The following is a 12,802-nucleotide window of genomic DNA, read 5'->3' on the forward strand; positions in this document are numbered from 1 at the left end:
CATGTCCAAGGAAATCCGCATCAACGCGTTTCTGGCTTTCGCGCCGACGCACCTCTCGCCCGGTCTGTGGGCGCACCCGCGCGACCGTTCGCTCGACTACAACAGCTTGTCGGTCTGGACCGATCTTGCTCGCACCGCCGAGCGCGGCGGCTACGACGCGCTCTTCTTCGCCGACGGCATCAGCCAGTACGACGTCTATGGCGGCTCCAACGCGACCGGCGTGCGGCTCGGCCTGCAGTTTCCTCGCCTCGATCCGCTGCTGCTGATTTCAGCAATGGCGATGGTGACCGAGCATCTGGGCTTCGCGGTCACGAGCAGTGTGAGCTATGAGGCGCCGTTCCTGTTCGCGCGCCGCATGTCGACGCTCGATCATCTGACGCGCGGACGCATTGGCTGGAATATCGTCACGAGCTTTGGCGAGAGCGGCGCGCGCGCGGTCGGCCAGCAAGGCGCGCGACCGCATGACGAGCGCTATGACCTCGCTGACGAGTACATGGAACTCGTCTATCGCCTGTGGGAAGAAAGCTGGGAGCATGGCGCGGCGGAGCGCCAGCGCGAGACTGTGACGTTCGCGGATCCGCAACGCGTGCATGAGATCCGCCACGAAGGCCGCTACTTCTCGATGCAGGGCACGCATTACGCCGAGCCCTCGCCGCAGCGCACCCCGCTGCTCTACCAGGCTGGCACGTCCAATCGCGGCAAGGCGTTCGCCGCTCAGCACGCCGAATGCGTGTTCGTCTCCTCGCCCACGGCCCACGTGGTCGCGCGCGACGTCGCCGATGTGCGCCAGCGCGCCGCCGCGCTCGGACGCGATCCAGCCTCGGTCCTGTTCTTCTCGCTCGCCACGGTTATCGTCGCGCCGACCTCCGCGCAGGCCCACGCCAAGTGGGACGACATCAAGCGTCATGTGAGTCTGGAAGGCGCGCTTGCGCTGTTCTCACGCTGGAGTGGCATCGATCTTTCGAAATACAGCCCGGACGATCCACTGCGTTACGTCAAGAGCGAAGGCATGCAGTCGGCCATCGAGGCTTTCACGGTGGCCGATCCGGAGCGCGTCTGGACCATTCGCGAGTTGGCGATCTTCAACGCGATTGGCGGCAAGGGGCCCGTGTTCATCGGCTCGCCGGCAGAGGTGGCAGACGCGCTCGAAAACTGGAAAGCGCAAACGGGCGTGGACGGCTTCAATCTGAGCCATGCGTTGCTGCCCGGCACGCATGAGGATTTCGTCGATCTCGTGGTGCCGGAACTGCGCCGGCGTGGCGTCTATAAGGAGGCGTACCGGCCCGGCACCCTGCGCGAAAAACTTTACGGCGCCGCGCTCATCGCGCCTCCGCATCCCGCAGCGCTTCATCGCGCAGCCCATTCACGCGACGCCCAGGCGGGCCCGCAAATCGAGACCGCACTCCATGTCTGAAACCGACCAACCGTCCATCGCCGTGCAGCCGCTCACGCGCCATATCGGTGCGCTGATCGACGGCATCGACCTGACCCGTCCGCTTGGCGCGACGCAAGTGGCCGAACTGCGCCGGGCGCTGCTTGCCCACAAGGTCATCTTTTTTCGCAATCAGCCGATCAGTCTCGATCAGCATCTCGCGCTCGGCCGCCATTTCGGCTCCCTGCACGTTCACCCGAACAGTCCCGGCCCCGAGGGCTATCCGGAGATTCTCCAGATTCACGCGGACGAGAATACGCGCCGCATAGCTGGCGACCGCTGGCATTCGGACGTGTCGTGCGACGTGGAACCGCCGATGGGCAGCATCCTCCATCTGCACACGCTTCCGTCACACGGGGGCGACACGCTCTTTTCGAGCGCCTATGCGGTGTACGAATCGCTTTCGCCGGGATTTCGGCGCTATCTGGAAGGCCTGAGCGCCACGCACGACGGCGAGCCGACCTACCGGGAGCGCAACCGTCTGCGCGGCATCGACGATACCGGCCGACGCTTCCCGAAGGCTTCGCATCCGGTCGTGCGCACGCATCCCGAGACCGGCCGAAAAGGAGTTTTCGTCAACGCGAACTTCACGACGCATATCGACAACGTGCCGGCCGCCGAAGGCGAAGGCATCCTGCGCCTGCTCTTCGAGCGCTTCGCCGCGCCCGAATATCAGGTGCGCTGGCGCTGGGAACCGCATTCGATCGCCTTCTGGGACAACCGCGCGTGCCAGCATCTGGCCGTGTGGGACTACTACCCCGATGTGCGCTCCGGATACCGCGTGACGATCAGCGGAGACAAGCCCTACCTATGAGTTGCGCAGACCATCACCACAAGAAGCAGATACGCGTCAACGCATTCGCGCTGCACAGCCCCGTGCATCATTCGCCGGGCATGTGGCGGCATCCGCGCGACCGCTCGCTGCACTACAACACACTCGACTACTGGGTCGACCTCGCAAAGACATTGGAACGCGGCCTCGTCGATTCGCTTTTCATGGCCGACAGCATCGGCGTGAACGACGTATATGGCGGCAGCGTCGACACGGCTCTGCGGCACGGCGCGCAGGTGCCCAAGCAGGACCCGGTCATGTCGCTTTCGGCGATGGCTTACGTCACGCGCGATCTCGGTCTGTGCGTCACCAGCAACGCCAATCACGAGCCGCCTTATGTTTTCGCGCGACGCATGTCGACGCTCGATCATCTGACGCGCGGACGGATCGGCTGGAACATCGTCACCGGTTTCGCGCAAAGCAGCGTGAAGGTGCTCGGCAAGAACGGGATCGCCTCGCGCGACGAACGCTACGACATCGCCGACGAATACATGGACGTCGTCTACAAGCTCTGGGAAAGTAGCTGGGAAGACGGCGCGCCGGTGCGCGACACGGCCACAGGCGTTTTTGTCGATCCGTCCAAGGTCCATCTCGTCGATCATGAGGGGCGCTATTTCAAGGTTCACGGCATCCATATGACCGAGCCTTCGCCACAGCGAACGCCGGTGCTGTTCCAGGCGGGGTCGTCGGCGCGCGGTCAGCGCTTTGCCGGGCGGCACGCCGAGGGCATTTATCTCAGCGGGCCAAGCAAGAAAGTACTGACACCCGTCGTAAGCGCCACGCGCGCCGAGGCCGTGAAGGCAGGACGCACGGCACACGACATCAGGTTCTACACGATGGCGACCATCATCACGGGCCGTACCTCGCGCGAGGCACGCGACAAGTACGAGGACTACCGTCGCTACGTGACACCCGAAGCAGCGCTCGCGATGTTTTCGGGCTGGACCGGCATCGACTTCTCGAGCTGGGACCCGGACGAGCCGATCCGCTACATGCAGCTCGATGCGGGCACGTCCTCGGCGCTCGAGGGTTTCACGCGCCTCGATCCGGAACGCGTCTGGACCGTGCGCGAGCTTGCGTTGCACAACGCGATCGGCGGGCGCGGGCCTGTCTTCATCGGCGCACCTGGCGAAGTGGCCGATGCGCTCGAAGAATGGGTGGACGAAACCGGCATCGACGGCTTCAACCTGAGCTATGCCGTCACGCCCGAGGCGTACGAAGACTTCGCAGATCTCATCGTGCCCGAGCTGCAGGAGCGCGGACGCTACAAGACGCGCTACGAGCCCGGCACGCTGCGCGAAAAGCTCGGCGGCGACAGCAGCCGGCTCAACGACCGACACCCAGGCGCCGCCTTCCGCCGTGCGCCGTACTCCCTTCAGGAACGCTGACCATGAGTAGCACCACCCTGCACGCATCTGCCTCCACCAGCCGTCTGCGCGACGCACTCGCTGCGCTACCCGCGCTGGCCGAGGAAATCGGCGTCGACGCGGCTCAACGCGAAGTCCGCCGTGAGCTCCCGTTCGCGGCCTTCGATGCATTCCGTCGCTCCGGCCTCGGCGCCCTGCGCATTCCCGCGGAGCGCGGCGGGCTCGGCGGCTCGCTCGAAGACGCAATCCACGTGGTCACGACACTGGCCGCCGCAGAATCGAACGTCGCGCATGCGCTGCGCGTGCATTTCGACGTGGTCGAGTCGATGCGGCTCGCACCACGCACGCCGTTCCACGACCGCCAGATCCGCCGGATCGTCGAAGGTGCGCTGTATGGCGGCGCGTCGGGCGAACAGGGCACCGCGCGCGCGGGCCAGATCGAGACCGTCCTGCGCCGCGAGGGCGATCACTTCCGCGTGTCGGGCAAAAAGTACTACACGACCGGCACTGCCTACGCCGACTTCGTACGGACCAATCTTGTGGACGAGCACGGCAACGGCGTCACCGCGATCATCCCGGTGCGCTCCGAAGGATTGGCCGTGCTCGACGACTGGGATGGCATGGGTCAGCGCATGACGGCGAGCGGCAGCGTGGTGTTCGAAGACGTGCGGGTCGAGCCGGCCGAAGTCGTCGAGAAGGGCTATCCGTCGCTGATCGGCCGGCATGGCGGCGCTTATCGTCAGCTGCATCTCGTGGCGGTGGCGGCGGGGATCGTCCGCAATATTGTCGCCGATGCCCGTGCATACGTGACGGCGCATGGTCGCCCGGTCTTGCACACGACTGCGCCCAGTGCTCGCGAGGACGTATTCATCCAGCAGGTGGTGGGCGAACTATCCGCACTGAGCCACAGCATCGACGCGCTCGTTCGCGACAACGCGCGCACGCTCGGGCGGTCATCCGATGCGATCCTGCACGCCGATCCGGCTGCGGACGAACTCGTTCTGGAAAGCGCGCTCGCAACCGCGCGTACCCAGATCGTGGTCGGGCGACTCGCACTCCAGGCGGGAGAGCGACTCTTCGATGCAGGCGGCGCTTCGGCCACCTCGCGCAAATACAATTTCGACCGGCACTGGCGCAATCTGCGCACGATCTTCAGCCACAATCCGCTCAGCCACAAGGCGAAGGTGATTGGCGACTATGTGCTGAACGGCGTCAAAACGCACCTTGTCGAAGGACGGACGTTCTAGCGAAGCGCCTCAGTTGGGCAGCGCGGATTCGTCGGGCGGAGCCAGCGGTTTTTGTAACCTCGCATCCTGCTGCGCGAGCAGTTCCGCTGCCGCCAAGCCAAACGCACGCGCCAGCTTGTCTATCGTATCAAGCGATGCGACAACGGTGCCCCGTTCGACTTCGCTGACGTATGAGCGACTCAACCCCGCCAATTCTGCGAGCTGCTCCTGGGACCGTGCACGCGCCGCGCGCAGATCCCGCACTGCGAGGCCAAACTCTTTTACAAGGGTCCTCACGGCGAAACCCTTGTCGTACTGACCGTCTCGGCTGATTTCACCCCGGAGCCGTTCACGCTATAGAAGAAATTCTGCAATGTTTAGTAGGACATGGAATTCGCGATGGGAAAGACCACGCGAATAACCCGACAGCGATTGCGCCGAAAATTCGACAACCGCCGGGTCAGGCCGCAACCAGCCCCCGTTCCTTGAGCCACTCGGGATTGAAAAGACGGGCACGGTAAAGCTCACCGCGGTCGCACAGCAGTGTGACGATCGTATGGCCCGGGCCCATTTCGCGGGCAAGCATGACGGCGGCCGCCACGTTGATACCCGTCGAGCCGCCCACGTAGAGGCCTTCTTCCCGCAGCAACCGGTAGACCATCGTGACGCATGACTGGTCATCGATCCGGCAGGCATCATCGATCGGCGTGCCCTCGAGATTTGCAGTGACGCGGCTGGAGCCGATTCCCTCGGTAATCGAACTGCCTTCCACCTGGATTTCGCCCGTCTTCACGAAGCTGTACAAGCCGCTGCCGTGCGGGTCCGCCAGAACGATCCGCACGGCAGGGTTCTTTTCCTTGAGGAAGCGTGCCACTCCGGCGAGCGTACCGCCCGTGCCTGTGGCACAGACGAACGCATCGACCGTGCCGGCGGTATCCCGCCATACTTCAGGCCCCGTCGTCTCGTAGTGCGCCTTGCGGTTGGCGAGGTTATCGAACTGATTCGCCCAGATCGCGCCGTCGAGTTCTTCAGCGAGCCTCCCGGCGATCTTCTGGTAATTGTTCGGATCTTTGTACGGGGCAGCCGGCACCGCGCGAACCTCGGCGCCCAGCACCCGCAAGAGCTCCATTTTCGCGGGTGACTGCGTGTCCGGAATGACGATCACGCAGCGATAGCCGCGCGCCGCGCAGATATGGGCAAGGCCGATGCCGGTATTGCCAGCCGTGCCCTCGACAACGGTGCCTCCTGGCCCGAGTTCGCCCCGCTGCTCGGCGTCCTCGATGATGGAGAGCGCCGCGCGGTCCTTGACCGAACCGCCGGGATTCATGAACTCCGCCTTGCCGAGAATCTCGCAGCCGGTCTCCTCGCTGAGCCGCGCGAGCTTGATGAGCGGCGTGCCACCGACGCACCCGACAAAACCGTTACAGACGCGCATGGCTTCCCTCCCAACTCCGCACCTGATAACACACCCCTACCACACAGGAAGAATAGACGATGACCCCATGCCCTTCCCAGGGCGTTTCGTTCCGTTCCGCGTGCGCGCCGCCCGCAGTCTCGACAGTTTCACAGATCTTCGGTCAACCACGCTCAAGCGGCGCAGGCTCATACGCATGCGCAACCGCTCGCAGGGCAGCGTCAAGATCCACGGCAAAACGCAATTGCTCGAGCGCCCGCCCAAACGCCACGACGTTCGAGCGGACCGAATCCGCGTTCGCGTTCAGACCGGTGTGATTGAGACGCACGATGTGCCCAGCGACGTCGCCGACCCCGGGCGCGAGTTCTCCACCGTAACGCAAAGCTTGTGCGATCAGTTCCTGACCGTCGACGCCACGCGGCACCGGGGCCGACGTGACAAGCGCTGAAGCGGCGTCGTCGCGCGCGATCCACGGCGATACGCCGAGCGCCCGCAGCGCCGACCGAGTCGCGCGCGAGGCCTGCTGATGACGTTCGATCACGCGCTCAATGCCCTCGGCTTCGATACGGTCGAGCGCCGCTTCCAGGGCCCAGAATTCCAGCGCCGACGGTGTCCCCGGCAACCCGGGCCGTCCACGGTCCAGCCAGTCTCGCTTGAGCGCCGCCAAGGGTAGACTCGAAGGCGCAAAGTCGGGCATCTTTGCGACGTGGTCCAGGGCGCGTTGACCGAGTACGACAGCCGACACACCGGCTGGACCTGCTAGCGCCTTTTGCGGGCCGATTACCGCGATATCGATTCCGAGTCCATCCACGTCGATGACATGCCCACCGATTGACGCGACGGCATCGACGGCGAAAAGAGCATGACGCGATTTTGCGAGCGCAGCCAATTGCGCGAGCGGATTCAATGCGCCGCTGGACGACTCCGCGTGAACAGCCGCTACGATATCGACATGCTCCAGCGTCTCAAGGCAGTTCGCGACGGCGGATGACTCGACCGGTTGTCCCATTGTCGCCACCACATCGTGAACGATCGCCCCGCCCCGCCGCAACCAGCCGCCAAACCACCTGCCGTAGGGACTCGTCACGACATTGACGGCTACGATCCCCTGCCTCGCGATACTTGCGGCAACGGCTTCGAGCGCGAGCACCGCCTCGGCCTGAACGAACATGACGTCGGCAGACGTCTTCAGCAAGCGTTTGATGCGCTCGGCCAGCAGCGCATAGCCATGATCCGGATAACGGGGCACATCTACGAGCCAATACCGATCGAATGTTTGCATTGCTTGAATTCCGCGCTAAAAGGATGGCTTCTCTTATCGGTTCCCAGCGCCCGTCAAGATCACCCATCCCCGACAGTTGGAGAGGAACAGTCTACGTATATCGGGTTGCCAGTGACGCTCCAGTTACGATCGCTTTGGGACGATTTCAGTTAGTTTCCAGCCATACAGGCGAAGTCTGCACAAAGTCAAATCGTGTACATCTCCATCGTGGATCTGATCCATCACGGTCTCCCAGCACGTGACCCAATAACCACGGCTCGGCGCACACCCCGGAAGTGCTGGCATGCGACCCTGGCGGCAGCACGGGAATATGCTTTCTACGAATTGTTCTTTTGAGCGGCGTGGTGCATGCCCTTAGCATGCTTAGGTCGAACTTACCATCATGGCATCGGAATGTCCGCGCAAACAGACAAGGTCGTTCACTGGCTGCTATCGAGCCTGGAACCTAGAAGCGAACTCTTTCATGTCGGGCAGTATTGTGGCGACTGGCAAGCGTCGACCGCCGGTCGTGCGAAGGCCAGCTTTCATATCGTCCTGCACGGTTCGATGTGGCTTCACTTCGCTGATGGTCGCGAGAGCATTCCGGTATCCGAAGGTGAAGCGGTCTTTCTGCTGCGCGATGTACCGCACTGGCTCTCGCCCGACCCGATCAATCCGAAGGTCGGGACCGCCGCAGGCGATCAGCCGATCGAGCGCCGCGGGACAATGCAGCCGCTCGACGAATCAATAAGCGGTAGCGTCGGGCTGGCCTGCGGCTTCGTCGAATTCCAGTCAATAGTCTCGCGCGCCATAGTCTCGCTTTTCCCGGAAATTCTGATCGTGCGGCACGGCGACGACGCCTATCGGGGTATCCACGTCCTGTTCGATCTCATTCGCGTCGAAGGTCAGCGCGGCATCGACGAGCCCTCGCCGCTGATCGACCGGCTCGTCGAACTGCTGCTGTTCTACGCGGTGCGCGACGCCGCGCATCACGACACCGTCACTAGTGGACTCGCGGCCCTCATGCAGCGGACAGGCTTCAACACGCTCGTTGCCACGATTATCGAATCTCCCGGCGACGCCTGGACGACAGACTCAATGGCTGCGTTCGCCAATATGTCGCGCACGGCCTTCTACAAGCACTTTAGCGAAGCGTCGGGGCATCCGCCGATGCAGTTCGTCACGCTGATTCGCATGCGTCTCGCGGCAGATCTGTTGCAGCAGGGCTTGCCGATCTCGCGCGCCGGCGAAATGGTTGGCTACCAGTCCGAATCAGCGTTTGCCCACGCCTTCAAACGCACGATGGGCACGCAGCCCGGCGCATGGCGTCGGCAGCGCGACGGCTTGTCGCAGTCGGCGGCTCGCCTGCACTAGCGGAACTCAAACGCCCCGTTTCTCGGGACAAACGCACAGGAATCGCGAACGCTCGCGCATTGTCCGTGACCGGGGCAGCCTCGACAATGATCTCACTGCTTCTCCTGGAGAAACCTGTGAGCCGTCTTCCCCTGCAAACCGTTGAAAGTGCCCCCGGTGCAAGTCAGCCATTCCTCGAAAAGTCGCTGCGCGCGAATGGCTTCCTGCCAAACCTGGTTCGCTCGCTCGCGAATGCGCCGGTCGCCCTCGAAACCTATCTGACCGTCTCCGAAATCAACAGCCGTTCGGGTCTAACATTCGCCGAACGCGAAGCAGTCCAGATCATCGCAGCCGCCATTCATGGTTGCAGCTTCTGCGTGGCCGGGCACACCGCCGCGGCGCTGAAAAAAGCCAACGTCGATCGCGCCGACGTCGACGCGCTGCGCGACGGCAAGCCGATCACGGATGCACGGCTGGCCGCCGTGGCCGGTTTAACGCGCGCAGTGATCGCCACGCGCGGTGCTGTTTCTGATGACGCGCTTTCAGCATTCCTCGCAGCCGGCTTCACCGAAGCGAATGCCCTCGAGGTCGTGCTCGGAGTGAGTCTCGCGACGCTGTGCAATTTCGCGAACAATCTCGCACGCAATGAACTCAACCCCGAACTGGCGGCTTACAGATGGGAACCTCAGACACAGGCCGCTTAATAGCGCCAGCCCTCGACGCATCGCTCGTCGACTGGCTCGACTCGCATGCCACGCGACTCGACACGGGCACTGACCTGAACGCTGATGTCGTGCCGCGCCTCGCGTCCGCCGGACTGTTCCGGATCGGCGTGCCGGCTACGCTCGGTGGTTCGGGTGGAACGACGATGGACGCCATCGCAAGCATCGCCGCAGTGGCAGAGCACTCGTTGACCGCTGCGTTCGTCTTCTGGGGGCAGCGGAGTTTCATCGAGTATCTGCTGCAAAGCCCCAATGCCGACCTGCGCAAGCGTTTGTTACCGCCGCTGCTCGACGGCACGCTTGCAGGTGCGAGCGGCCTGTCGAACGCGATGAAGTACCTGTCCGGGATTGAATCGCTTCAGATCGAAGCGGCGCAGGACACCCATACCGCCGGGAACTGGCAGCTAACGGGCAAGATGGCCTGGGTGACAAACCTGCGGGCCGAGCAGTTCGTCGTGGCCGCAGCCGTGTCGTATCGCGATGGTCGTCCTTCCGCGATTTTTGCCATCCCGAACGACGCGCCCGGCTTCACGCGCAGTGCGGATCTCGACCTTATTGCGCTGCGTGGCAGCAACACGGCTGCGTTGCTCCTCGAGAATGTGCCGAGCAGTGCCGACTGGCTGATCCACCCGGACGCACAGGAATTCCTGCCAGCGGTTCGTGCCGCATTCCTTGGATTGCAGTGCGGTCTCTCGATCGGACTCGCGCGGCGCTCGCTTGCCGAGGCGCGGCGCGCAGCGGAAACGACACGCAGCATTCTCGGACCAGAGGTGCAAGCGTGCGTAGAGGGGCTGATAACCGCATGTAGCCTTCTCTCGTCTGGCATCGCTGATGGAAGTCTTCGGGCGCGACCGAACCGGCTGTTCGAGCTGCGCATCGAGATTGCCGCGTTGGTCGCAAACGCGGTGAACCTCGAACTGGAGGCGAGCGGCGGGCGCGGATATTTGCGCGATGCCGGACTCGGCTTTGATCGCCGGTGGCGCGAAGCGGCGTTTATTCCGATCGTCACGCCGAGCGTGGTCCAGTTGAAGGCTCAGCTTGCCAGGCAGGCACGGAGTATCGCAGCGTGACGCGCCCGACGCTTCACGCGCAGGCGCTAACGCTCGGCTATGGCCAGCCGCCGGGTCGGACGGAGGTGCTGGCCGGCGTTTCGCTCTCTATCGAGACGGGGGATGTGGTCGCGCTTCTCGGGCCGAGCGGCTCAGGCAAGTCGACGCTGTTAAGGGCGCTCGCAGGCCTCGTGCGCCCATCGTCGGGCTCGGTGTCGGTCGAGGGCGCGTTGCTCAATGGTCCGCATCCCAAGGTCGCGCTCGCGTTTCAGGACCCCTGTCTGCTGCCGTGGCTTTCGGCCGGGAAGAATGTCGGTTTCGGGCTCACGTTCGCGCACCAGGATCGCCTGACGCGACTCGAACGCGCGGAGCGCGTCCGCTCCGCGCTGCACGCGGTCGGCCTGGAAGACGCCGCGGCGCTCCGACCGTCGCAACTCTCCGGTGGCATGGCGCAGCGCGTCGCACTCGCGCGTGCGCTTGCGCGTCAGCCTCGCGTCCTGCTGCTCGACGAGCCCTTCTCCGCGCTCGATGAGGTGACGCGTGCGGCGATGCAACAGTTGCTGGTGCGGCTCGTCTCGACGATCCGATGCGCGACCGCGCTTGTGACCCACGATATCGACGAGGCGCTGCTCGTGGCCGATCGCATTCTGCTGCTCGGATCGCACGGCCGCTTTGTCGGTACATGGCACGTCGATCTCCCGCATCCGCGCGACGAATTTGTCGGTGAACTCGGCGCGATGCGCATCGACATACTGAAATCTCTGCGCGCCGACATGATGCGCCCCCACGCATCCAACAGCTATCCCCTGACCTGACTGCCGACCCATGTGCCAAATACCCATGTCCCGCCGCGAATGGCTGAAGCTTGCGGCGCTATTCACCGCCACGGGCGCAGCGCCCCTGCTCTCCAGTCTGAGCGCGCAAGCCGCGACGGAGCCTGACGCGCCCGTTCGCATCGGCTATCTGCCGATCACCGACGCCGCGCCACTGCTGGTCGCGCACAATAACGGTTACTTCGAGTCCGAGGGCCTTGCGGTCGAGCAGCCGAAGCTCTTGCGCAGTTGGGCGCAACTGGTCGAGGCATTCCTCTCCGGCCAGGTCAACGTCGTGCATCTGCTCGCACCGATGACCGTATGGGCGCGATACGGCAGCCGTGCGCCGGCGAAGGTCGTCGCGTGGAACCATGTCAACGGTTCGGGGTTGACGGTCGCGCCCGAGGTCAATTCGCTGCACGATCTCGGTGGCAAGACCGTTGCGATCCCCTTCTGGTACTCCATTCACAACGTCGTGCTGCAGGACATGCTGCGTCAGCAGGGTCTCACGCCGGTTCTCAAGCGCAGCGGCGCGCCCGCTGCGAACGAGGTCAATCTCGTGGTCATGGCGCCGTCCGACATGCCGCCCGCGCTCGCGTCGCGTCAGATCGCCGGATACATCGTCGCCGAGCCGTTCAACGCGACGGCGGAACTGCTGAAAATTGGCAAGATACTTCGCTTTACGGGCGATGTCTGGAAGAACCACGCGTGCTGCGTCGTGTTCATGCATGAAGCCGACCTGACGCAACGCCCGGGCTGGTCGCAGAAGGTCGTCAACGCGATCGTGAAGGCGCAATTGTGGGCACGCACGCGTCCGCAGGAAACCGCGCAATTGCTCGCGAAGGACGGTACGCACCGTTACACGCCGCATACGCTTGCGGCACTGGACCGCGTGTTGGTCCCGTCGACGACGCTCGATGACACCTATCGGGCAAGTGGCGCAATCCGCCATGTCGACTGGCATGAGAAACGGATCGACTTCCAGCCGTATCCGTTTCCAAGCTACACCGAGGCGCTCGTTCGTCGCCTGAAGAACACGGTCGTCGACGGTGACAGCAGGTTCCTTTCGTCGCTCGACCCCACGTTCGCGGCGAACGATCTTGTCGACGACCGGTTCGTGCGCAGAAGCATCGAGCTGGCCGGTGGCCTCTCCGCATTCGGGCTCCAGGATGCATTCAACCGCGAGGAGACCATCATTGTCTGACGCGATTTCCGGCATCGATCGCAGCGCCCCCGCACGCGGAACGGCACCCAGGCGCGACACGGGTCGTGCCGTGACTTCTCGCGCAGTCTGGCTCGGTGCCGCAGGCCTCGCCGCGACGCTCGTCATCTGG

General features: G+C 64.0%; 12 protein-coding genes. 9 read left to right on the forward strand and 3 right to left on the reverse strand.

Annotated elements, in window-relative coordinates:
• Position 1: 1 nt before the first annotated feature.
• From AB3X95_RS19560 to AB3X95_RS19575, 4 genes are read left to right on the forward strand one after another with little or no spacing between them, the layout of a single operon-like run.
• Positions 2 to 1,414, forward strand: a complete 1,413-nt coding sequence (locus AB3X95_RS19560; RefSeq protein WP_368622280.1) for an LLM class flavin-dependent oxidoreductase — start codon at positions 2 to 4, stop codon at positions 1,412 to 1,414.
• On the forward strand, positions 1,407 to 2,246 hold the full coding sequence (locus tag AB3X95_RS19565) for a TauD/TfdA dioxygenase family protein (protein ID WP_368622281.1): 840 nt from the start codon (positions 1,407 to 1,409) through the stop codon (positions 2,244 to 2,246). The genes AB3X95_RS19560 and AB3X95_RS19565 overlap by 8 nt, the downstream gene beginning before the upstream one ends.
• Positions 2,243 to 3,652, forward strand: coding sequence for an LLM class flavin-dependent oxidoreductase (locus AB3X95_RS19570; protein WP_368622282.1), 1,410 nt, complete (start codon positions 2,243 to 2,245; stop codon positions 3,650 to 3,652). Before AB3X95_RS19565 ends, AB3X95_RS19570 begins: the two co-directional genes overlap by 4 nt.
• Positions 3,653 to 3,654: 2 nt before the next feature.
• Positions 3,655 to 4,878, forward strand: coding sequence for an acyl-CoA dehydrogenase family protein (locus tag AB3X95_RS19575; protein WP_368622283.1), 1,224 nt, complete (start codon positions 3,655 to 3,657; stop codon positions 4,876 to 4,878).
• Positions 4,879 to 4,887: 9 nt separating this feature from the next.
• On the opposite strand, the gene AB3X95_RS19580 is transcribed toward AB3X95_RS19575, so the two are convergent.
• From AB3X95_RS19580 to AB3X95_RS19590, 3 genes are all read right to left on the reverse strand, one after another.
• Positions 4,888 to 5,154, reverse strand: a complete 267-nt coding sequence (locus AB3X95_RS19580; protein ID WP_184228457.1) for a helix-turn-helix domain-containing protein — start codon at positions 5,152 to 5,154, stop codon at positions 4,888 to 4,890.
• Positions 5,155 to 5,317: 163 nt separating this feature from the next.
• On the reverse strand, positions 5,318 to 6,292 hold the full coding sequence (locus AB3X95_RS19585) for a cysteine synthase A (protein ID WP_176122962.1): 975 nt from the start codon (positions 6,290 to 6,292) through the stop codon (positions 5,318 to 5,320).
• A 142-nt stretch (positions 6,293 to 6,434) separates the two neighbouring features.
• The gene (locus AB3X95_RS19590) at positions 6,435 to 7,553 is read right to left on the reverse strand and encodes an alanine--glyoxylate aminotransferase family protein (protein WP_368622284.1); all 1,119 of its coding nucleotides are present in this window, start codon (positions 7,551 to 7,553) and stop codon (positions 6,435 to 6,437) included.
• Between the two features lie 393 nt (positions 7,554 to 7,946).
• On the opposite strand from AB3X95_RS19590, the gene AB3X95_RS19595 reads away from it, so the two are divergent.
• The 5 genes from AB3X95_RS19595 to AB3X95_RS19615 all read left to right on the forward strand — a co-directional run bounded on the left by AB3X95_RS19595 (position 7,947) and on the right by AB3X95_RS19615 (position 12,672).
• Positions 7,947 to 8,906, forward strand: coding sequence for an AraC family transcriptional regulator (locus AB3X95_RS19595; protein ID WP_176122960.1), 960 nt, complete (start codon positions 7,947 to 7,949; stop codon positions 8,904 to 8,906).
• Between the two features lie 116 nt (positions 8,907 to 9,022).
• The gene (locus AB3X95_RS19600; RefSeq protein WP_176123029.1) at positions 9,023 to 9,589 is read left to right on the forward strand and encodes a carboxymuconolactone decarboxylase family protein; all 567 of its coding nucleotides are present in this window, start codon (positions 9,023 to 9,025) and stop codon (positions 9,587 to 9,589) included.
• Complete coding sequence (locus tag AB3X95_RS19605) at positions 9,562 to 10,677, forward strand: acyl-CoA dehydrogenase family protein (RefSeq protein WP_368622285.1); 1,116 nt, start codon at positions 9,562 to 9,564, stop codon at positions 10,675 to 10,677. The genes AB3X95_RS19600 and AB3X95_RS19605 overlap by 28 nt, the downstream gene beginning before the upstream one ends.
• Entirely contained in the window at positions 10,674 to 11,471 is a 798-nt protein-coding gene (locus AB3X95_RS19610) for an ABC transporter ATP-binding protein (RefSeq protein ID WP_368622286.1), read from the forward strand. Before AB3X95_RS19605 ends, AB3X95_RS19610 begins: the two co-directional genes overlap by 4 nt.
• 10 nt (positions 11,472 to 11,481) lie before the next feature.
• Positions 11,482 to 12,672, forward strand: a complete 1,191-nt coding sequence (locus tag AB3X95_RS19615) for an ABC transporter substrate-binding protein (protein ID WP_176122957.1) — start codon at positions 11,482 to 11,484, stop codon at positions 12,670 to 12,672.
• Positions 12,673 to 12,802: the final 130 nt, after the last annotated feature.

It is taken from the genome of Paraburkholderia sp. BR13444 (genome assembly GCF_040948755.1).
GTDB classification, from domain to species: Bacteria; Pseudomonadota; Gammaproteobacteria; order Burkholderiales; family Burkholderiaceae; genus Paraburkholderia; species Paraburkholderia youngii.